Source organism: Martinezella multihospitum (assembly GCF_900094585.1).
Taxonomy (GTDB): Bacteria; Pseudomonadota; Alphaproteobacteria; order Rhizobiales; family Rhizobiaceae; genus Rhizobium; species Rhizobium multihospitium.
The window spans coordinates 564,149-584,861 of record NZ_FMAG01000002.1 but is presented as its reverse complement, the minus strand read 5'-3'; the positions used below and the strand labels follow the sequence as shown (position 1 = coordinate 584,861).

General features: G+C 60.0%; 24 protein-coding genes. 11 read left to right on the top strand and 13 right to left on the bottom strand.

All coding sequences use genetic code 11. The annotated features are described in order from the left end of the window. Positions 1–261: 261 nt before the first annotated feature. Positions 262–726 (top strand): DUF5330 domain-containing protein, encoded by a 465-nt coding sequence (locus GA0061103_RS09720; RefSeq protein ID WP_092710234.1) that lies wholly within the window; start codon positions 262–264, stop codon positions 724–726. 129 nt (positions 727–855) lie between these two features. Then, the gene (locus GA0061103_RS09715) at positions 856–1,278 is read left to right on the top strand and encodes a SufE family protein (protein WP_092710230.1); all 423 of its coding nucleotides are present in this window, start codon (positions 856–858) and stop codon (positions 1,276–1,278) included. A 71-nt stretch (positions 1,279–1,349) separates the two neighbouring features. Here the strand turns inward: GA0061103_RS09715 and GA0061103_RS09710 are convergent, their stop codons facing one another. The 8 genes from GA0061103_RS09710 to GA0061103_RS09675 all read right to left on the bottom strand — a co-directional run bounded on the left by GA0061103_RS09710 (position 1,350) and on the right by GA0061103_RS09675 (position 8,257). Further along, positions 1,350–1,778 carry a Ros/MucR family transcriptional regulator gene (locus GA0061103_RS09710; RefSeq protein WP_069616071.1) on the bottom strand — a complete coding sequence of 143 codons (429 nt, stop codon included), beginning with the start codon at positions 1,776–1,778 and terminating at the stop codon, positions 1,350–1,352. 531 nt (positions 1,779–2,309) lie between these two features. Further along, the gene (gene mnhG, locus GA0061103_RS09705) at positions 2,310–2,675 is read right to left on the bottom strand and encodes a monovalent cation/H(+) antiporter subunit G (protein ID WP_092710226.1); all 366 of its coding nucleotides are present in this window, start codon (positions 2,673–2,675) and stop codon (positions 2,310–2,312) included. Next, entirely contained in the window at positions 2,675–3,052 is a 378-nt protein-coding gene (locus GA0061103_RS09700) for a cation:proton antiporter (RefSeq protein WP_092710222.1), read from the bottom strand. The genes mnhG and GA0061103_RS09700 overlap by 1 nt, the downstream gene beginning before the upstream one ends. Further along, entirely contained in the window at positions 3,049–3,522 is a 474-nt protein-coding gene (locus GA0061103_RS09695; RefSeq protein ID WP_092710218.1) for a Na+/H+ antiporter subunit E, read from the bottom strand. Before GA0061103_RS09695 ends, GA0061103_RS09700 begins: the two co-directional genes overlap by 4 nt. Continuing rightward, on the bottom strand, positions 3,519–5,081 hold the full coding sequence (locus GA0061103_RS09690; RefSeq protein WP_092710213.1) for a Na+/H+ antiporter subunit D: 1,563 nt from the start codon (positions 5,079–5,081) through the stop codon (positions 3,519–3,521). The genes GA0061103_RS09695 and GA0061103_RS09690 overlap by 4 nt, the downstream gene beginning before the upstream one ends. A gap of 4 nt (positions 5,082–5,085) precedes the next feature. After that, the gene (locus tag GA0061103_RS09685; protein ID WP_092710208.1) at positions 5,086–5,463 is read right to left on the bottom strand and encodes a Na+/H+ antiporter subunit C; all 378 of its coding nucleotides are present in this window, start codon (positions 5,461–5,463) and stop codon (positions 5,086–5,088) included. Continuing rightward, positions 5,463–5,882 (bottom strand): Na+/H+ antiporter subunit B, encoded by a 420-nt coding sequence (locus tag GA0061103_RS09680; protein WP_092710204.1) that lies wholly within the window; start codon positions 5,880–5,882, stop codon positions 5,463–5,465. Before GA0061103_RS09680 ends, GA0061103_RS09685 begins: the two co-directional genes overlap by 1 nt. Beyond that, positions 5,879–8,257 carry a putative monovalent cation/H+ antiporter subunit A gene (locus GA0061103_RS09675; RefSeq protein WP_092710201.1) on the bottom strand — a complete coding sequence of 793 codons (2,379 nt, stop codon included), beginning with the start codon at positions 8,255–8,257 and terminating at the stop codon, positions 5,879–5,881. Before GA0061103_RS09675 ends, GA0061103_RS09680 begins: the two co-directional genes overlap by 4 nt. Before the next feature lie 359 nt (positions 8,258–8,616). Here GA0061103_RS09675 and GA0061103_RS09670 point away from each other — a divergent pair, with 359 nt between their 5' ends. After that, positions 8,617–9,132 carry a hypothetical protein gene (locus GA0061103_RS09670; protein ID WP_092710197.1) on the top strand — a complete coding sequence of 172 codons (516 nt, stop codon included), beginning with the start codon at positions 8,617–8,619 and terminating at the stop codon, positions 9,130–9,132. Here GA0061103_RS09670 and trhA read toward each other — a convergent pair. Further along, positions 9,107–9,775, bottom strand: a complete 669-nt coding sequence (trhA, locus tag GA0061103_RS09665) for a PAQR family membrane homeostasis protein TrhA (protein WP_092710193.1) — start codon at positions 9,773–9,775, stop codon at positions 9,107–9,109. The two genes, GA0061103_RS09670 and trhA, sit on opposite strands and share 26 nt — an antisense overlap. A 326-nt stretch (positions 9,776–10,101) precedes the next feature. Between trhA and GA0061103_RS09660 the strand changes: the two genes are divergently transcribed. Together GA0061103_RS09660 and GA0061103_RS09655 are read left to right on the top strand one after the other, a co-directional pair. Next, a complete protein-coding gene (locus tag GA0061103_RS09660; RefSeq protein WP_092710191.1) occupies positions 10,102–10,968 on the top strand; it encodes a VOC family protein in 867 nt (288 codons plus the stop codon). 104 nt (positions 10,969–11,072) lie between these two features. Continuing rightward, entirely contained in the window at positions 11,073–12,245 is a 1,173-nt protein-coding gene (locus GA0061103_RS09655; protein ID WP_092710190.1) for an AI-2E family transporter, read from the top strand. An 11-nt stretch (positions 12,246–12,256) separates the two neighbouring features. On the opposite strand, the gene GA0061103_RS09650 is transcribed toward GA0061103_RS09655, so the two are convergent. Further along, positions 12,257–13,057, bottom strand: coding sequence for a polysaccharide deacetylase family protein (locus GA0061103_RS09650; RefSeq protein ID WP_092711220.1), 801 nt, complete (start codon positions 13,055–13,057; stop codon positions 12,257–12,259). A 261-nt stretch (positions 13,058–13,318) separates the two neighbouring features. Here GA0061103_RS09650 and GA0061103_RS09645 point away from each other — a divergent pair, with 261 nt between their 5' ends. Together GA0061103_RS09645 and GA0061103_RS09640 are read left to right on the top strand one after the other, a co-directional pair. After that, positions 13,319–14,230, top strand: coding sequence for a DnaJ C-terminal domain-containing protein (locus tag GA0061103_RS09645; RefSeq protein ID WP_092710188.1), 912 nt, complete (start codon positions 13,319–13,321; stop codon positions 14,228–14,230). Between the two features lie 3 nt (positions 14,231–14,233). Beyond that, positions 14,234–14,566, top strand: coding sequence for a chaperone modulator CbpM (locus tag GA0061103_RS09640; RefSeq protein ID WP_092710185.1), 333 nt, complete (start codon positions 14,234–14,236; stop codon positions 14,564–14,566). A gap of 43 nt (positions 14,567–14,609) precedes the next feature. On the opposite strand, the gene GA0061103_RS09635 is transcribed toward GA0061103_RS09640, so the two are convergent. Further along, positions 14,610–14,999: a DUF930 domain-containing protein gene (locus GA0061103_RS09635; protein WP_092710180.1), complete on the bottom strand. Its 390-nt coding sequence runs from the start codon at positions 14,997–14,999 to the stop codon at positions 14,610–14,612. 287 nt (positions 15,000–15,286) lie between these two features. On the opposite strand from GA0061103_RS09635, the gene GA0061103_RS09630 reads away from it, so the two are divergent. Next, complete coding sequence (locus GA0061103_RS09630) at positions 15,287–17,380, top strand: S9 family peptidase (RefSeq protein ID WP_092710176.1); 2,094 nt, start codon at positions 15,287–15,289, stop codon at positions 17,378–17,380. A gap of 21 nt (positions 17,381–17,401) precedes the next feature. Beyond that, positions 17,402–17,923, top strand: coding sequence for a DUF1697 domain-containing protein (locus tag GA0061103_RS09625; protein ID WP_092710172.1), 522 nt, complete (start codon positions 17,402–17,404; stop codon positions 17,921–17,923). Here GA0061103_RS09625 and GA0061103_RS09620 read toward each other — a convergent pair. Then, entirely contained in the window at positions 17,920–18,231 is a 312-nt protein-coding gene (locus GA0061103_RS09620; RefSeq protein WP_092710169.1) for a type II toxin-antitoxin system RelE/ParE family toxin, read from the bottom strand. The genes GA0061103_RS09625 and GA0061103_RS09620 overlap by 4 nt on opposite strands. Before the next feature lie 4 nt (positions 18,232–18,235). After that, a complete protein-coding gene (locus tag GA0061103_RS09615) occupies positions 18,236–18,496 on the bottom strand; it encodes a type II toxin-antitoxin system ParD family antitoxin (protein ID WP_092710164.1) in 261 nt (86 codons plus the stop codon). 95 nt (positions 18,497–18,591) lie between these two features. Here GA0061103_RS09615 and GA0061103_RS09610 point away from each other — a divergent pair, with 95 nt between their 5' ends. After that, entirely contained in the window at positions 18,592–20,097 is a 1,506-nt protein-coding gene (locus GA0061103_RS09610) for a protein adenylyltransferase SelO (protein WP_092710159.1), read from the top strand. Between the two features lie 75 nt (positions 20,098–20,172). Beyond that, on the top strand, positions 20,173–20,703 hold the full coding sequence (locus GA0061103_RS09605; protein WP_092710155.1) for a hypothetical protein: 531 nt from the start codon (positions 20,173–20,175) through the stop codon (positions 20,701–20,703). Positions 20,704–20,713: the final 10 nt, after the last annotated feature.

The window sequence follows — 20,713 nt, the reverse complement described above, 5'->3', positions numbered from 1 at the left end:
TGTTAACTTTTGTGGCAAGGCTTGCATCCGCAAAGCCCTGCATATCAGGCGGATAGGGCGAGACATGCTTAACAGCAATCGCTACAATTTGAACCAAATGCTGTTCAAAACCGGAAAGCTAAAATTTGAATCAAAATTGCAGAAAATGCTGCCGAGTTTTGAAAAGCGCTGTTGTCCTCTGCCGGATAGGGTTCGAACCAGATCGGACGGGCAAGTCCGAATCGGCGCTCGAGCCGAGCGACAGAGAGGATGGGCTAGGCGATGTGGTTTCTGATTAGAGCAGGGTTCTGGTTTTCGCTGGTTCTCATGTTCCTGCCGATCTTTGCAAAGCCCGAAGGCGGGCCTCGGCCGGGCGGCGAGCCGACGGTACAGGTTTCCGATGCGATTTCGGCTGCATCGGGCGTCGTTCAATATGTCGGCGCCATGTGCAACGAGAAGCCGGATGTCTGTGCCAAGGGCGGCGAAACGCTGACGGCGCTCGGCTACCAGGTCGGCGACGGCGCTCGCGTCGCCTACGACATGCTTGGCCGTCACTTCAAGGATCAGCCCGCAAATCCGCTGGCGGCTGCCGCAACGGCTCATACGGGCATCGATCAAATTGCCGCCATGGCGCAGCCGATGCCGGCCAAGCGCATCGGCGGCACTGAAACGACCGACGTCGTCGTTACCGGCACGGTCAAGCTGCCGTCCTCCATTCCGCTGCCGATGCCGCGCCCGCACATCTGACATTTTTTCGTTGGCCCCAACTTCAGCGCCGCTGATCTTTTATGGTCAGCGGCGTTCTTTGTCGTCGCGGGTTCAAATCGGGCACCATTTCGCCTATATCCAAGACAATGGACAATCTGGACTGCTGCAATGACACCGCTTGAGAAGATCATCGAAGACTTTTCCTTCCTGGACGAATGGGAGGATCGCTATCGCTTTGTGATCGAGCTCGGCAAGGCGCTGCCCGATCTGCCGGAGGAAAAGCGGACGCTGGAAAACAAGGTGCAGGGCTGTGCGAGCCAGGTCTGGCTCGTCACGCACGCATCTGGCGATCCGGACAATCCGATATTGACCTTTGAAGGCGATTCAGACGCTCATATCGTGCGCGGGCTGGTGGCCATCGTGCTTGCCACCTATTCCGGCAAGCCAGCTTCGGAAATCGCGGCTCTCGACGCACTCGACGTCTTCGGGAAGATCGGGCTGGTGGAGCATCTCTCTTCGCAGCGCGCCAACGGGCTGCGCTCGATGATCAAACGCATTCGCGAAGAGGCTCGTGTCAGGGCCGCAGCATAGCCCCCGCTGCTGCCAACATGGGGATAACCCGGCCCAAAAGCCGGGTTATCTTCAAGCTCGTTATGGGACTCTCAGCGGCCGCGCTTGCGACGCTGGCCGAGGCCCATTTCTTTTGCCAGGCGCGAACGGGCTTCCGCATAGGCTGGCGCTACCATCGGATAATCGGCAGCGAGATCCCACTTTTCGCGATACTCTTCCGGCGAAAGACCATGATGAGTCATGAGATGGCGCTTCAAAGACTTGAAGCTGCCACCACATTCCAGGCAGGTGATCTGGTCATCCTGCACGGATTTGCGAACGGATACGGCCGGCTTCTGCTTTTCGACCACGGTTACGGCAGGTGCCGGAGCCGAGGTGCTGCTCAAGGCGGAATGTACGTCGGAAATCAAATTCGGAAGGTCGCTGACCGGTACGACATGGTTGCTGACATAGGCCGCAACAATGTCGGCAGTCAGTTCAACCAGTAACTCCTGCCCGTTGCCAAGGGCCGCATCTGTCATTGTGTTCTCCTGTTCATCGGCTTGCCTGCTGCGTCCGCGCCTCCGGAGAGCACGCAGGGCACAACGTTGCTATATAATTTGCGCTTGGCTACGGAAATCTGTTGATTTCGCTATGTCCCAGCGCCGAGCAATCCGTGCGAACGCATTGCTCGTATTCGTAGCAGTCACCAGCAAGAAAACGGTGGATAAAACCGAATTTCTTTCCGCATGAAATCCACCCCTAGACCTCATACGAGAGAAAACCGCCCCTTGCCGCCTGATATCAGAATTAGCGACCGCGATAGCGATCTTTAATCGCTTACCGGAAGAAAGTTTTGCTCAGCTTTTCATCAAAGAAAGATAAAAGCATCGAGAGCTTAAACCCGGTCGAGACTAACTCAACATCAGAACTCTACTTGAATCTGAATTAGCACTCTTTATCCAAATGTCCAGTTTTTAATCCCTACATTTCTTCGCAAAAAATTCATCTACTAAAAAACAGATAACTAATAACGCGAATAGCTATTCCTTCCTGAACAATTTCCACGTTTGTTAGCCCTTCTTTCTATACGCGTTTTTGGTGATCTGCTCCTTCGCCAGCAGTTCATCCCGCACGGAAGGCGGTGTCAGCCGATGTCCGGCCTTGTGTGCCGCGCGTGCGAGAAGATGTGCCGCAATCGGCGCCGTCAGCACGAAAAAGACGAAGCCGGCCAACGCTCTTGCCAGGACCGATATGTCCTGCGAGTGGATACCGACTGCAAGTAGCAGCAGGCCGGACCCGACCGTCCCCGCCTTCGACGCAGCATGCATGCGACTGTAGAGATCGGGAAGACGCACGATGCCAATCGCAGCGATGAGCGAGAACAGCGCACCCGAAAGTAGAAGCGCGGTTACTATGATGGCCCAAAGCAGATCCACTATCTCCCTCCCTTCTTCCGCCCGCGGTGTCTACGCATCTTTTTGCCTTCGACAGCGATACTCTCATCCGGCCCTGCGTCGGCCCGTTGCACAGCATTCGATTGCGCCTGTGTCAGGATGAACCGTGCGAAGGCGACGGTCGCGAGAAAGCCGACGAGGCCGAGCGAGATGGCAATATCGATATAGAGCGTGAAACCGGTCTTGACGGCGATGACGGCGATGAAGCCAATGGCGATCGCCACCAGCATGTCGAGCGCGAGAACCCGGTCCGGCAAGGTCGGGCCGGCCACCACACGATAGACCGTAAGCAGGAAGGCAATGCTCAGAATGCCGAGCGCCACCATTGCGGCGGCTGAAACGACGGATGCGGCGATCATCGGAAAGCCTCCATGATCCGGCGTTCGAAGCCATCGGCGATGCCGCGCCGGATCGTTTCCGGGTCGGAGCAATCGAGCGCATGGACGTAGAGCGTCTTGCGATCATCGGAGACGTCGACGGAGAGCGTGCCCGGCGTCAGGGTGATGAGATTGGCAAGCAGCGTGATTTCGAAATCGCGGTCGACCGTCAAGGGAAAGGCGAAAATGCCGGGTTTCACATCCATTCTGGGGCTCATGACGGCGACGGCAACCGCCCAGACCGACTTGGCAAGCTCGCACACGAATACCAGCAAGAGCACGAGGATACGCCTGATACGGCCGAGATAAAGCACGCCGCCATAGGACGAGCGGACGATCGCGAGTGCGATTGCCGCAAGGACGAATCCGAAGACCAGATTGATGAAGGAAGCGCTGCCGGTGATGGCGACCCAGACGATCGCGAGCAGCAGGTTGAAGACGAACAGGATCATGGTGCGCCTCCTGCCGCGGGGAAGACTGAATGTAGATAGGCCGATGGCTGTTCAAGGCCAGCGGCAGCGGCGTGTGTCAGGCGCAGAAGCGATTCCGGAAACAGGCCGAAGCCAACGACAAGCAGCGAAAGCGCAAGGAGCGGCAGCGCTGCCTGCCATGCAATCGGCTCGACTGCGATCCCATCTGTCGCCGCGGGGCGCCAATAAGCCAGGAGAAATACCCGCCCGAAGACGATCGTCGTCAGGAAACCGGCCAAAAGGATTGTTGCCGCAAGCCACCATGCGCCCGTCGCAAGCGCCGCCTTCACGAGTACGACCTTGGGCCAGAAGCCGGAAAAGGGCGGCAGGCCACTGATGGCGAAGAACAGCACCAGCGACACGCCGGCAAACCAGCCACTGCGGCGATAGAGGCCTCCGAGGGCACTCAAGGAAAAGCTGCCGCCAAGCCGCGCCGCCTGCCCCGCGATCAGATAAAGCGCGGTCATCAGCACCATCGAATGCAGCGCATAGAAGATCGCCCCGCTGAGACCGTCGGCATTGCCGAGGGCGACGCCGGCCAGCATCGTGCCGATGCCCGAGATGACGATATAGCCAAGCATGCGCCTCACATCGTTTGCCCCAAGCGCTCCGACGACACCGACAAGCATGGTGGCGATGGCGACGACTGTGACGAGCGGACCAAGTCCTGCGCGCTCGACGGGCAGCAGCATGACCAGCACCCGGATGAGCGCATAGACACCGACCTTGGTCAGCAGACCGGCGAAAATCGCCGAAACGGTGATACGCGGTGTGTGATAGGAGGCCGGAAGCCAGAAATTGACCGGAAAGGCAGCGGCCTTCATGCCGAAGGCCAGCAGGAACAGGCCGGCCAGCGTCATCAGCGGTGCGTTGCTGTCACCCGCCCTCGCCTTCATCGCGATATCGGCCATGTTGAGCGTGCCGAAGACGGCATAGAGATAGCCGACGGAGACAAGGAACAGCGTCGTGGCAATCAGGTTGAGGACGGCATATTTCAGCGCGCCGTCGATCTGCTCCGGCTCGGAGCCGAGGATCAGCAGGCCAAAGGACGAGATCAGCAGCACCTCGAACCAGACATAGAGATTGAAGACATCGCCTGTCAGGAAAGCGCCGCTGACGCCGGCGAGCAGCAGCATCAGAAATGGAAAGAAACCGTATCGCCGACCGCTTACGGTGATTTCGCCGAGCGAATAGAAACTTGCCGCGAGTGCAACGACTGCCGCCGTCAAAGCCATGAGCGCGCCGAAAATATCGACGGTGAAGGCAATGCCGAAGGGCGGCAACCATCGCCCCATGACCATGGTCACGGCGCCGTCGCTGACCACCCTATAGAGCAATGCGGCATCGACCAGAACCAGCAATACAAGGCCGGGAACGGCGATCGCCGCGTGCCATTCCGTGCGGTTGCGCAGCATCAGAAGGAGCGCACCGAGCCCGATGCACAATGCGACCGGCGATATGACCAGCCAATCTTCCATCGGTATCGGCGCGGCAACCAGCGCGTGGGAAAGATCAACTGCGGTATCCGTGGGTCCAGCCATGGCGTCAGTACCCCAGGGGCGGCAGCGGCCGCTCCTCCGGTTCGGCGAGCCGCATCTCGCCCGTGTTGTCGGTCTTCAAGGCCTGATAGGCCCGATAGGTCAGGACAAGCAGAAAAGCCAGGAACGAGAAGGAGATGACAATCGCTGTCAGGATCAAGGCCTGCGGCAGCGGATTGGCGGCGGCAAGATCGAGCGTAGCCGCACCCTTCTGAATGATGGGCGGCACTTCGGGTGTGACCCGGCCGGCCGTGAACAGCAGAAGGTTAACGGCATTGCCGAGAATCGCGATGCCCAGCATGATGCGGATCGAGAATTTCGACAGCATCAGATAGATCGCAGCGGTGAAGAAGATGCCGACGACGACGGCGAAGACAGCCTCCATCACTCCACCTCCCGCTCTTCGAGCGCCAGCGCGATCGAGGTAAAGGCTCCGACAACAACGAAATAGACGCCGATATCGAAGAGCATGACGGTGGAAAGCGCCACCTCGACGCCGAACAAGTGCGGATAGATCCAGAGCCCTGTCATGAACGGCACGCCGGCGAAAACGGAGACAATACCGGCAAGGGTCGAGGCGAGCAGGCCGAAACCGGCAATCGCCAGCGGATGAAAGATGATCGCGCACCGAACGGCCGTCACGCCGCAGGCGATGCCATAGATCGCGAAAGCCGAGGCGGCGATCAAGCCGCCGATGAAGCCGCCGCCAGGTTCATTGTGGCCGCGCAACAGCACGAAGACAGAGAAGAGCAGCATCAGGGCCGTCAAAAATGGTGCGGCGGTGCGGAAGATCAGCGTATTCATGAGCGCTCGGCCTCCATCTTCTCTTCAAGATCGGGATCGTTGGCAGCCAGCTTGCGCTCACCTCCGGCGCGGATGCGGATCAGTGCCAAGATGGCAAGCCCGGTCATAGCGACGACGGCGATTTCGCCCAGCGTGTCGGTGCCGCGGAAGTCGACGATGATGACGTTCACCACATTATCGCCATGCGCGATCAGCTTCGAATATTGATTGAAGAAGGCGGTCAGCGTCAGATCGAACGGCGCCTCGGTCGCCTTCAGCAGCAGGAGCGCAAAGCCGGTGCCACAGGCAATCGCGAGGACGGCATGGATAATCCGCGCTAAAGGCGGCCGGCGATCGGACGGCGAAAGCCGCAGCCGCGTCATGACAAGTGCCAGGATCACGACCGCAAGCGTCTCGACCATGAACTGCGTGAACGAGAGATCCGGTGCGCCGAACAGCAGGAAGATAACCGCCACGGCAAAACCCTGAATGCCAAGCGAGACGATTGCCGTCAGCCGGTCCCGCGCAAAGACGACAGCGGCGACGCCAATGATGGCAATCAGAAAGATCGTCGCCTCATGCCATTGTAGGTTCGGCCAGGCTGGCATGGCGGGCAACTCGCCATGAGCAGCGAGAGGGATCAGCAACATTGCCGCCAGGCAGAGGAAGGTGACGGTGACGTAGATTTCCAGTCGGCCAGGCTGCAACAGCCGCGAGACGGCATGCGACAATCGCACCAGGCCGGAGATAAACCCATCGAAACCGCGATCCGGTCCCGGCCCAAGGGCACGCAGGACGACCGACATCAGGAAGCGGGCGCGATCGAGCTGCCAGTAGACGATGACGCCGATCAGCACGGTGACCAGCGAAAGCGCCAGAGGTACACCAATATGCGGGATCAAGGAGACCGAAATCTCCAATCCCTTGCCGCCGACCGCGCTTGCCATCGGCGAAGAGACATACTCGTGCCAAAGGCCTGAAAACAACGCGGAAAGGAGGCCGAGGATCGCGAGCACCACCGGTCCGAGCCAGAGCAATGGCGGCGCCTCATGCGGCTGGTGAGGCGTTTCGGTCAGCGGACCGATGAAGGGCTTCAGCGCCACGGCAAAGGCGATGGCAAACATCAGCGCATTGCCGGCTACGGCGATGATGGTGAGGATGATCGCAGCGGGCGATGCCTGTGCCAACGCGGCATAGATCTCTTCCTTGGCAAGAAAGCCGAAGGCCGGCGGCAGGCCACCCATCGACACGGCAGCGACCAAGGCTGCGGCAAAGGTCAGCGGCATGGCCGAGTGCAAGCCACCTAGCCGGGTGATATCGCGCGTCCCCGTTTCATGATCGACGATACCGGCGACCATGAACAGGGCGCCCTTGAACAGCGAATGCGCCACCAGATAGAGGACGGCGGCCTCGACGGCATAATCGGTGCCGAAACCAGTGAGCATGACGAGCAGTCCGAGCGAGGAAACCGTCGTATAGGCGAGCTTCAGCTTCAAGTCGGTCTGGCGGATCGCAAGCAGGGTTCCGACCAGCAGCGTGGCGGCGCCGAAGACCGGCAGGATCGTCTGCCAGGCCATCGTCCCGCCCATGGCCGGATTGAGCCGCATCACAAGATAGACGCCCGCCTTCACCATGGTTGCCGAGTGCAGATAGGCCGAGACTGGGGTCGGCGCCTCCATGGCGTTCGGCAGCCAGAAATGAAAGGGAAACTGCGCCGATTTGGTGAAGGCGCCGCCAAGCACCAGGATCAGGGCCGCCAGATAGAGCGGGCTTGCGCGCAGGACATCGCCAGCCTTCAGGAGATCGGACATCGCGCCGATGCCGGTGATCTGCCAGATCAACAACAGGCCCGCCAGCAACAGCAGCCCGCCGCCGCCGGTCACGACAAGCGCCTGCAGCGCCGCCCGCCGCGAAGCCTCTCTTTGATGGTCGAAGCCGATCAGCAGGAAAGAGGTGATCGAGGTCAGCTCCCAGAAGACGAACAGCGTCAGGAAGCTGTCCGAGACGACGAAGCCGAGCATCGAGCCCATGAAGAGGAAGATGAAGGAGAAGAAGCGGCCGAGATCGACATGCCCCTTCAGATAGCCGCCGGCATAGAGGACGATCAGCGTGCCGATGCCGGTGATGAGCAGCGCAAAGGTCAGCGACAGGCCGTCAATCAGCCAGGAGAAGCGCAGATCAAGGCTCGGTACCCAATCGAAACCGCCAAGTTGGACGCCGCCGGCTGCCACGGCGGGAAGGAAACCCAAAAAATGCAGAAAGGCGAGAGCGGGAAGCAGCGCCAGGAGCCACGCCGCATTGTGGCCCAAACGCCGAACGACAACCGGTGCGATCAGCGCACCAAGAAAGGGCAGGCATAGAGCCAGGAATGTCAGGCCCGCGGTGGCGGCGGCCATGCTCCCCCCTAACTGAACGTTCATGCAGAATCCGGCAAAGCCGGAGCGGTCTTGAAGGGATAGGCGAAAGGACAGATCGCCTCAAGCCCTGACAAGGGAAAACCGGACGTAAACCACCGAAATCGATTTTCCATGTCAATGACCGCAGGGGTTGCACGACATTGCGGACTTTTCGGAGGTTCGTGATGCCACCTGGACCTCGCAGTGCCGCAGATTACCCTGCCGATCCTGCATGGCTCGCAATGAAGCTGTAATGAATTGGCGCTAATTTATCGGCATTTCGTGAATCGCTATGGAATTCGCGCCCAAAAATGCGCTATTCTTGACCGGTTTGCAGATCCTGCCCCCCGGAAACCGCAATGCTCGCCCGCCTGATTGCCATCCTGCTTCTTTCCCCCGTCTCGGCCTTTGCCGCGGACTGGTGGTCCTATGACAATGCAGGCTTCGGCTACGCGATCGAGCTGCCGCCGGAATTCCATCTTGCCGCCTCTTCCGAGGATACCGATCGGCTATCGCTGTCGCCGGCAGATCGCTCCGCTTCGCTACAGGTCTTCGGCACGATGATCGCAAACGGCGATTTTGCATCGGAAGCGAATGGACGCGTGGCGCTCGCCAGAGACCAGGGCTGGAAGATTTCCTATTCGAAATCGAACTCGCGCGGCATCAGCTTTTCCGGCACCAGGCAGGGACGCATCGTCTACGTGCGTGGGGTTGCGCTCTGCAACGGTGCCGCCGCCTTCTTCCAGATGGATTATTCGAAGGCCGATATGCAGCGCTACGATGCCATCGTCATGCGCCTGGTGCGCAGCCTGCGCTCGACGAAGAAATGCACGCCGACGGCAGAGATCGTCAAAAGTTTTCCGGCGACAGGCTGAAGCAGGTCAGCACCGCAGAATAGTGCACGGCGGCGGCGGCAACGACGAAACCGTGCCAGATGGCGTTCTGGAAGCGCAGTTTTTCCCAGACGTGAAAGATCACGCCAAGCGAATAGATGACGCCGCCGATGACGATGAGCAGCATCGAGGCAAAGGGGATATGCGTGGAAACCGGCTTGGCGACGAGGATGCCGCTCCAGCCCATTACAAGGTAGAGCAGGATTGCCAGCCGGTCGAAGCGTCCCGGAAAAAGGACTTTCAGGACGATGCCGAACGCCGCAAAAACCCAGACGGCTATCAGCACGCCAAGCAGCAACGGGTCCTCGGATCCCCGCTCCAGAAAGGGCGTGTAGGTAGCGGCGATCAGGACATAGATGAAAGAGTGGTCGAAGCGGCGCAGAAACCATTTCGTCCTGGATACGGGCCATAGATTATAGGTGAAGGACATTCCGAGCGTCAGCACCAGGCCGACGCCATAGATCCAGGCGGCGGCAATTTCGCCGTAGGAGCTCCAAACCGTCGCATAGAAGATCAATACGGTGGCACCGATCAGCGCGAAGACCACGCCGACACCATTGACGATGCCGTCTGCGATGATCTCATAGCGATCATAGGCCCAGCGGATGCCTCTGTATTCGGTCATTTCATCCGGTTCCGTTTTCGTTCGAGACCGATCCTTGCACTAGAAACAGGAGGAGACAACTGCGCCAAACGCGCACATCGATCAATCTTCGTGAACGGCTTGCCATAGGCCTGCTCGTCGCTTGTCAATGGAAAGCGAACGCTCAATCCGCAATTTATGGTCTTCTGTGAACAATCGAAATCCGCCATATGAATATGCAAGTACAGCGGACCAGGGGATCAAAAAGGCATATCAAACGGCGAAACCCTCCCGTCCGCCACCGGCGGCCATTGCCGCCGACGCCGGTTGCCTTTTCAAGACCCCATCCCAAGGTTGGAACTGACACCATGACCGAAACTGCCCCCTCCTACGCCCTGACCCGTCCCGCCTATGTCGGCCAGTCGCACCTCGTCGTTACCGACGTGGGGCTGGTATCCCGCTTCTATCAGGACATGCTCGGCCTCAGGGTGATCGAGAAGACGGCCAGCGGCGAAGTCCTCGGTGTCGCCGGTCTTCCCCTTCTGACGCTGACGACCGATCGGGCGGCTGTGCGCGCACCAGAGACGGCGGCCGGCCTGTTCCATACCGCCTTCCTGTTGCCGAGCCGCCAGGAACTTGCACGCTGGCTCCGGCATGCCGCCCATGAGAATGTGGTGCTGGAAGGTGCTTCGGACCATATCGTCAGCGAAGCCATTTACCTGTCAGACCCCGAAGGCAACGGCATCGAAATCTACGCCGATCGCCCGCATGAGGAATGGACGTTCCATGACGACGGCACAGTCGAGATGGCAACGCTCCGGCTTGATCTGCAGAAGCTTTACGAAAGCGCGCCGCAGGATCGCTGGGACGGCATGGCCGAAGGGTCGGCCATCGGCCATATCCATCTACAGGTTGGCGATGTCGCCGAAGCCAACGCCTTCTATCGCGACGTCCTCGGCATGAAGGTCATGGCCGCACGCTATCCCGGCGCGACTTTTCTTGCGACCGGCGGCTATCACCATCATCTCGGCGCCAATACCTGGAACAGCCGCGGCGCCGGCGTGCGCAGCGAGCATATGACCGGCCTTTCCGACTATACGCTACGCTTCAACGACAAGGCGGCCTTGGACAAGGCCGTCGCCGCCCTGGAACAGCATGAAATCAAGACGCAGAAGCGCGACGGCGGCGTATCGCTGCGCGACCCATGGGGTATCGGGCTCAACCTGATCGCCTGATACCGGCTTCAAATATGCTTCAGAAGGAGGCCCGTTGCGGAACCGCGGCGGGCTTTTCGCGTTGGAGTAGTGAGGCGATCCTGCCTTCGGGGAACTTTCTGGGGATGGAATTCGACAAAATCGCCGCCGGCCGATCGGATGCAGCAACCGCGACGCAGGATGCCGGTCCGGGAATCGATCGCAACGCATCCCATGCACAAGAGGACGAAACGGAAATTTTCGGTCTCTCCCACCGGCGGGGCCGCGACAAGCTCGACATTGCCGCCTCCTGGGCCACGATCGGCATCTTCCTGATGCTGGCCTTCACCGCCGTCTACACGATGTCGCTGATCCTCATTCCGGTGACGCTTGCCGTCGTCGTCGGGATGATCCTCGGCTTGGCAGCCGAAAGGCTCAGCAAGCTTGGCATTCCCCGCGTTCTGAATGCCGTCATTCTTTCATCCGGCGTTGCGCTGGTGATCTTCCTCATCATCAATGCGCTCGCCGGACCGGTCGCCAAGCTCGCACAGCAGGCACCCGACTTCTTCCAGCGCACATCCGACCGGCTGATGCCCTATCTTGACCGGTTCAAATGGCTGCACATTTCATCCGAAACCTTTCAAGGCAGCTCGATGTCGATCAGCACCCTGCTGGAGAACAGCGGCAACGTGCTGCATGTCGTGTCCACCAGCCTGACGCCGGCCATCGTGCAAATCCTGATCTTCTTTGCGGCCCTGCTGCTGTTCCTTGCCGGCAGGCTAAGCCTGCGCAAGACGATCATCATGACCTTTTCCACGAGGACATCTCGACTGAACGCCATCCGCATCATCAATGCCGTGGAGCGGGTGCTCGGCTTCTATTTCGCGACGGCTTCGCTGATCTATGCCGGGATCGGCCTCGCGATGACCTTGATCGCCTATGTCGGCGGAATGAGCGTGCCGGTGCTGTGGGGCGTTTTCGCCTTTGTATCCAGTTTCATCCCGTTCCTCGGCGTCACGACCATGACGATCGCGCTTGCGATCGCCGGCATCATCACGCATTCGGACATCATTTTCGGCCTCGCGCCCGCCGTCGCGTTCTTCGCAGTGCATATGGCGGTGGAGAACCTCGTCTTTCCCGCAGTCATGGGCCGCCAATGGGAGCTCAATCCCTTCGTCGTCTTTCTCGCCATCATCTTCTGGACATGGATGTGGGGGGCGGTCGGCGCCATGCTGGCGCTGCCGCTGTCGCTGATCGTCATGGCCATCATCGACGAGCTCTTCATCGAGGAAAAAGCCCAGCCGCAACTGCCGGGCTAGCACCCAAGCGCTCAGTTGGTCGTGTCGTCGTCGCCCTTTTCGGGGATATCCTGCAGACGAACGAAATCGACGCCCTTGGCCTTCAGCGCGAGGATGCTGGCAGCGACCCCCTCGCCTGCCGCATGCGTCGGCTGGTTGATGTGGGAGATGATGACATCACCATCCCTCGCGGAAGCGTATTGCTTTTCCACCATCTTGGCCGGCAGAAGCGAACCGCTATCGCCATTCACCGAATAACCGGCGATCCGATAGCCCATGCCCCGGATCTGCATGATGGCGGCAGGCGTGTATTTCGCGGTTGCACCGCGGAACCAGCGCGGCTGCGGAATGCCGGCTGCGATCATGGCGTCCGCACCGCCTTTCACCTCCTGGGCGACTGCCTGCGGCGAGCCGGCGGCAGCGATACCGTAAACCTTGGTCGGGGCATCGACGGCGGGGATATGATTCTGCCCGTGATTTTCCAGCTCGAAAAGATCGGGATGGTCGAGGAAGACCTTCAATGCGTCCGGGTTTGTGCGCAGCCAGCGCGCCGTGACGAAGATCGTCGCCGGGATGCGTTGATCGACAAGGGTGCTCAGAATGCGCGGATCGGTCTTGCCCATGCAGGCATCGAAGGTAAGCGCGATGCGCGGCGCTCCCTTGCCCGCGCGATCGACGTGCAGATGCGGCTCCACAAGCTTGATCTTCGAAACCGGCGCTTTCGGCGGCAGTTGCGGCCAGCCGGCAGGCGGCTGCTCCGGCTGCTCCGGCTGCGCGGCAAAGGCAGCTGACGCGGCAAGAACGAGTGAGGAAGCAAGCAATAGGCGTTTCATCGGACGGCCACCGGGTGGATCAGGCAAACAAAATTCGGCGGGCACGCGATCGCTGGCCCAACCACACTGCTCGCCATTATCCGGCAAGACGCCGGAAATATGGCAAAGCGGCGGCAACAGCGCCCATTTCACATCATAACGGCGGCAGAGATGAAAGCTGCAAAGTGCAGGCTTCAACCTGACCGCGTCTATGATACGATTGATATGAGCCTATCCTAGCACTATCTGCGTATCTTTCCGTGCTCCCAAAGAGAGACATGTATGAGTCGCGATCCCTATGAAATTTTGGGCGTAAAGCGGGACGCCCCGCAAAAGGATATTCAAAGCGCCTATCGCAAGCTTGCCAAGAGGCTGCACCCCGATCTCAACCCGGGTGACAAGCAGGCCGAGGACAAGTTCAAGGAAGTCTCGGCCGCCTACGGCATTCTCGGCGACGAGGAGAAGCGCGGACGGTTCGATCGCGGCGAGATCGACAGCAGCGGTGCGGAACAGGCGCCGCGCAATTACTACCGCGATTATGCTGCCCAGGAAGGCCAGCGCGGCCCCTATCAGAATACGGGCGGCTTTGCCGATTTCGGCGATGCCGACGATATATTTTCCAGCTTCTTCTCGCGTCGCAGCCGAGGCCAATCCCAGATGCAGGGTCAAGACCGTCACTATACGATGGAGGTCGACTTTCTGGACGCCATCAATGGCGCGAAGAAGCAGATCAGCCTGCCCGAGGGGCCGGCGCTCGACGTCCAGATTCCACCAGGAACGCGCGACGGGCAGACGCTGCGTCTGAAAGGTAAGGGCGATCCCGGCTTCAACGGCGGGAAACCCGGAGACGCGCTGATCGCGGTGCATGTCCGGCCGCACCGTTTCTACACACGCGATGGCGACGATATCCGGTTGGAAGTGCCGATCTCGCTGGCCGAAGCTGTGCTCGGCGGCAAGATCCGGGTTCCCACACCTTCCGGCGCAGTCACCGTCACGCTGCCGCCGAACTCCAATACGGGTAAGGTGCTGCGCCTGAAGGGCAAGGGTGCCCCCGTGCGTGGTAAGGACAATGGCGATGCCTATGTCTCGCTGAAGATCGTCCTGCCGGATACGCCGGATCCTGAGCTGACGCGCTTCGTTTCCGATTGGGAGGCGGGCAAGGCACAGGATCCCAGAAAGACGATGGGAGGATAAGCGATGAACGAGAGCGAGTTTCGACTGCACCTCCGGATCGAAACCACAGTGCTGGAAGTCTGGATATCCCAGGGCTGGGTTGTGCCCGAAGTCACCGATCAAGGCCGCAACTTCCGTGACGCCGACATTGCGCGCGGCCGGCTCATCCTCGATCTCAGCAGCACGATGGGCGTGAATGAGCCAGGCGTCGATGTGGTCATGGACCTGGTGGATCAGCTTCACAGCCTCAGGGCGACATTGCGCGACCTGACCGATGCTGTCTGCCGCCAGCCCTCGGATGTGCAGGATCACATCCTCTCGGAGCTGACGCGTGTGGAATCGCTGAAACGACGATAGGTCCCAAGGCCCCGGTATAGGCAACTCGGACAACCCGGATCGCTCAGTCGTAGAGATAATGTTCCTGCCAGGCATCGCGCGGCACCTTGTCGCCGATCTGATAGCTCAGATCCCGCACGTGGATATGCTGCGGCCCGGTCACGCAGGTGTAGGAGAGATGATACCAGTCGCCCTTGCTGCGGAAGACCGCGCCGGGCGCATCCATCGAATCCGGGTTCATGGCGGGATCGCCGAATGTATAGGCAATCACCTTGTCCGGTTTGAAACCCGTCTTGTCCGTGCCGATGCGCTTCATGGCCTCCGCGTCACACGCCTGCTCCATCCGCTCCGACGGATCGAGTTTCTCCAACTGCTTCTTCATGGCCGGATCGACGGCGAAAGCAGAGGTGGCGACGCAAGCCAATGGAATCAGGATGGCGAAGAGTTTCAGCATGAAGACCGGTCCCTTGCATTGTTTTGGATTTGAGTGCGTTCGCTCCATCAGGGAAGGCCTTGACCGCCTTCGTGTCGACGCACTGTATGCCGACTTCGGTAAAGAATGTGGTCTCATCAAGGCAGCCCTCTAATGCGGCCTTCCGCAAGCTGCCTGTTCTAGCGAGACTAATATCGGCTGCTTGCATGAAGCTTGAGGAACGGACTTGCCGCTTGAACCTCACGTCGCTGCCCTCTATTTCTCTCTTCACTTCACATCCGACTTTCACACCAGAGAAAGCGTTCCTCGTGTCAGTTTTCAAGAATCTCCCTACCCCGCCCGCCGCCCCGAAAAAGCCGCTCACGGATACACGCCACGGCATTACCCGCACCGACGACTACGCCTGGCTGCGGGCCGACAACTGGCAGGCGATGTTCAAGGACCCATCGATCCTGGCGCCGGAAATCCGGTCGCATCTGGAAGCCGAGAACGTCTACATGAACGCCGCAATGGCGGACACGAAAGAGCTGCAGAAGGTTCTCTTCGGCGAGATGAAAGGTCGTATCAAGGAAGACGACAGCTCGATACCGATGAAGGATGGCCCATACGCCTACGGCACGCTCTTCATCACCGGCGGCGAGCAGCCCCACTTCTTCCGCGAGCCGCGCAACGGCGGCGAACGCAAGCTGCTTTTGAACGGCGACAAGGAAAACGAGGGCAAGTCCTATTTCCGTCTGTCGGGTCTCGACCATTCCTCCGATCACAGCCATGGCATCTGGGGCTACGACGACAAGGGCTCGGAATATTTCACGCTTAAGATCCGCAACTTCGAGACAGGAGAAGATCTGCCCGACGTGATCGAGAATACCGGCGGCGATGCCGTCTGGGCGCCTGATGGCAAGAGCTTCTTCTACACGCTGCAGGACGAGAACCATCGCCCCTCGCAGATCTTCCATCACATCATCGGCACGCCGCAATCGGACGACCGGCTTGTCTATGAGGAGGAGGATCCGGGCTTCTTCATGGGCGTCGGCGGCTCGCTGCTGGACGATTATATCTTCATCGATATCCACGATCACGAGACCAGCGAATATCGCATCATCCCGACCTCGGATCTCACCGCCGAGCCCAAGATCGTGGCCGAGCGCGAAACGGAGATCGAGTATGAGATCACCGAGGGCGGCGACGTCTTCTACATCCTCACCAATGACGGCGACGCCAAGGATTTCAAGATCATGGAGGCGCCGGTGAAGGAGCCGGGCAAGGAGAACTGGCGAGAGGTCGTACCTCACAAGCCGGGCACGCTGATCCTCAGCCACCTTGCCTATGCCCGCCATCTCCTCTGGCTGGAGCGCAAGGATGGCCTGCCTCGCATCATCATCCGCGACCGCCGCAGTGGCGAGGAGCATGCGATCGCCTTCGAGGAGGAGGCGTATGCGCTCGGCCTGCAGGGTGCGGCGGAATACGACACGGATGTCATCCGCTTCTCCTACTCCTCGATGACGACGCCGAGCCAGCTCTACGACTACAACATGGTGACGCGCGAGCGCACCCTATTGAAAACGCAGGAAGTGCCGTCTGGCCACAATCCAGACGACTACATTACCCGCCGCGTCTTCGCGCCGGCCTGGGACGGCGAGAAAGTGCCGGTGACGCTGCTTTATCGCAAGGACACGCCTCTCGACGGCTCCGCACCCTGCCTGCTCTATGGCTACGGCGCCTATGGCGTCACCATCCCGGCCGGCTTCAACACCAATTGCTTGTCGCTTGCCGATCGCGGCTTCGTCTACGCCATCGCCCATATCCGCGGCGGCAAGGACAAGGGCTTTGCCTGGTACGAAGACGGCAAGATGGAAAAGAAGACCAATACGTTCAAGGACTTCATCTCGGCTGCCGACTATTTGAATCAAGAGAAGTTCACCTCCTACGCGAAGATCATCGCCGAGGGCGGCTCAGCCGGCGGCATGCTGATGGGCGCCGTCGCCAACATGGCGCCCGAGAAATTCGCTGGCATCATTGCCGCCGTGCCCTTCGTCGACGTGCTCAACACCATGCTCGACGACACCCTGCCGCTGACGCCGCCGGAATGGCCGGAATGGGGCAATCCGATCGAGAGCAAGGAAGAGTACGAACAGATCGCTGCCTATAGCCCCTACGACAATGTCGGCGAGAAGCCCTACCCGCCGATCCTTGCGCTCGGCGGCCTCACCGACCCGCGCGTCACCTATTGGGAGCCGGCAAAGTGGGTCGCCAGGCTGCGTGACAAGACGACGAGTGAAGCGCCCATCCTTCTGAAGACCAATATGGATGCCGGCCATGGCGGCGCTTCCGGCCGCTTCCAGCGTCTTGAGGAAGTGGCGTTCGAATATTCCTTCGCCGTCAAGGTTGCCGGCAGGATGTAAGCCGAACGGCGGGAGGAAATCATGACCGTCTTCATCGCCCTGCTGCGTGCCGTCAATGTCGGCGGCACCGGCCTGCTACCCATGGCCGATCTCAAGGCACTCTGCGAGGCAATCGGCTTCACGGACGTGCGCACCTACATCCAGAGCGGCAATGTAGTCTTCCGCGCCGAAGCGGATGAAGCGACGGTGCAGGCTCGACTGGAAGAAGCGCTGGCCGCCAAGATGGGCAAATCCCCCGGCGTGATCCTGCGCAGCCGTCAGGCTCTGGAAAGGGTGGCCGAAAATTCGCCCTTTCCGCACGCCAAGCCGAACTATCTGCTTGTGACCTTCCTGCAAGAGGCAGCACCGAAGGATGCGCTGGAGAAGCTCGTCGCGCCCAGTGGCGAAGAGGTGCATATCGCCGGTAGGGAGATCTATGTGCATTATCCCGATGGCTCGGGGCGCTCGAAGCTCAAACTGCCAGCGCTGAAAGCGGGAACATCGAGAAATCTCAACACGGTGCGCAAGCTTGCGGAGATGGCGCGGGAGCTGGAAAGCGACTAAGGACGCGTCACGAGGGCTGCGTAATCTCTGCTTCCGAAGAAGATGTTGGTGACGCGCACACGTTCCTCTTCGATAACATAGAGAATGACGACGCTCCGCTCGAAGACGGCCATCCTTATTCCAGCGCCAAGATCAGGGCGAGCAACGCCGCCGAGAGGCACATCGCCGATTTTTGCGCATTTATTCCGGATGCGCCTGATATAGGCGAGCGCTGTATCTCTGCTTTTGCTTTGGTCCAGCACGTAGCTGAATATCGACTGAAGATCGCCTTTAGCCGTTTCGCGAAATACGACAGAGTATCGTTTCATGCGGTTACTGTTTTTCCGCAGCCAGCGTCTCGATCCAGTTATCAACATCCTCCATGCTCAGATCCGGCCTAGGATCATCAAGCGATATTTTCACTTTCTGTCTGATCGCTGCGATCCGCTGCTGATATTCCTCTTCTTCCCGCAGCCAAACCCTCACGGCGGCGCGCAACACTTCGCTCGCGGAGGCATAGCTGCCCGCATCGACGCGAGCCTTGATCGCAGCCACCATTTCACTGGGGAGCGAAATGCTCAGTTTCTCGTTCATCGCAAATTCCTCATATCCGGTAGGATAAAGTAGGATGATTTCCCACCCGGGGCAAGCACCTTGCGCCGCCTCCCTGCCGGCCCTACCTTAGGAGCATGAGCTCTCCTCTTCACGATGATACCGCGCTTCGGGCGCCGACGGTCGCCTTCGACAACAGCTACGCACGCCTGCCGCCGCAGTTTTTTGCGGATCAGGCGCCGACGTCCGTTGCCGCACCGATACTCATCAAATTCAACGAGGCGCTGGCGCGGGAACTGGGGCTCGACGTGGATGCGTTACGGCAGAATGCAGCGGCGATCTTTTCCGGCAACGAGCTGTTGCCGGGATCGCGGCCGATCGCCATGGCCTATGCCGGGCACCAGTTCGGCAATTTCGTGCCGCAGCTTGGCGACGGACGCGCGATCTTGCTCGGCGAGGTGAAGGATCGCAGCGGCAAGCGCCGAGACATCCAGCTCAAGGGTTCTGGACCGACGCCATTCTCCCGCCGCGGTGATGGGCGCGCAGCACTCGGCCCGGTTCTGCGCGAATATATCGTCAGCGAGGCGATGCACGCACTCGGCATCCCGACGACGCGGGCGCTTGCGGCCGTGACGACGGGAGAGCCAGTCTATCGCGAGGAAATACAGCCGGGCGCCGTGTTTACGCGTGTCGCGGCAAGCCATATCCGCGTCGGCACCTTCCAGTTCTTTGCGGCGCGGGGCGATACGGAGAGCGTGCGGACTCTGGCGGATTATGTCATAGCCCGGCACTACCCCGAGATCCGAGACCGTAAGAACCCCTATCTCGCGCTGCTGGAAGCCGTGGCGGATCGGCAGGCGGCGCTGATCGCCCGTTGGCTGCATGTCGGCTTCATCCATGGCGTGATGAACACCGACAATATGACCGTATCGGGCGAGACGATCGATTTCGGTCCCTGCGCCTTCATGGATGCCTATGATCCGGCGACCGTCTTCTCGTCCATCGACCGCAACGGCCGCTATGCCTATGCCAACCAGCCAGCTATCGGCCAATGGAATCTGGCGCGCCTCGGCGAGACGCTGATTCCACTGATCGACCCCTCCGTCGATACGGCGATCGAGATGGCAAATGTCGTCATCAAGGCCTATGGCGAGCGTTTTCAATCCTATTGGCTTGGCGGCATGCGTGCCAAGATTGGACTTACGAGTGAGGAAGACGGCGACCTCGATCTGATCCAGTCGCTGTTGGCGACGATGCAGCAGCAAGGCGCGGATTTCACCCTCACCTTCCGCCGGCTTGCGACACTCGCCGCAGATGAAGACGTGACCGATTTTGCCGCTACGTTCAACGATCCGCAATCAGCCGCACCTTGGCTCGAACGCTGGCGCCAGCGGCTCGCTCGCGATCCGCAGACGCCGGCAGCACGGGCGGCGGCGATGCGCAAGATCAATCCGGCCTTCATTCCCCGCAATCATCGAATCGAGCAGGCTATCGAGGCGGCGGTCGAGGATGGTGATTTCTCACTGTTCGAGGCGTTGCTGAAGGTGCTCTCGACCCCATACGAGGATCAGCCAGCCTTTGCGCCCTATGCGGAACCGCCATTGCCAGCAGAACGGGTGCTTCAGACCTTCTGCGGCACCTGAGGAAGCTTGAGCGGACAAGCCCCAGACAGGCTTGCAGAGTCATCGTCCCCGCAACACCCACCGGGAGATATGACGATGAAAGTGCACAGCAGCACCCAAAACTATTTCAGTACGCCGATCCGCAGCCAGCAGAGCAGCGACAGCGACGACAGCACGCTCTTCTCGTTGCCGGGCGACAGCAGCGACCAGCAGGACGATTCGCAAGGGCCTTCCATCTCGTCCAGCGGCGTTCCCTCCTCCATTTCATCCGGCCTATGGCTCAGCCAGTTCGGTGATTCCTCGTCTTCGACATCGGGCTCCGCTGACGATCAGTCTGGCGCGAGTGCTTCCAACAGCACGACGTCATCAAGCGCGCAGTCCGATCAGGATATTCTGGACGAGTTTGCCAAATGGGCAAATATGACGCCTGCCCAGAAGATCCGGGCGCAATATCTGGAAGCGCATGGCCTGACGGAAGATTCTTTCAAGTCTCTGTCGGCCGATCAGCAGAAGGCGATCAACGACCAGATTGCCGATGAGATCAAGCAGAAGCTCGGCGCTGGCAACGCCGATGGTGATAACGATCAGGAAACGGACAGCGCAGCCTCGGCATTGTCTATGGTCTAAGGTCCGACGC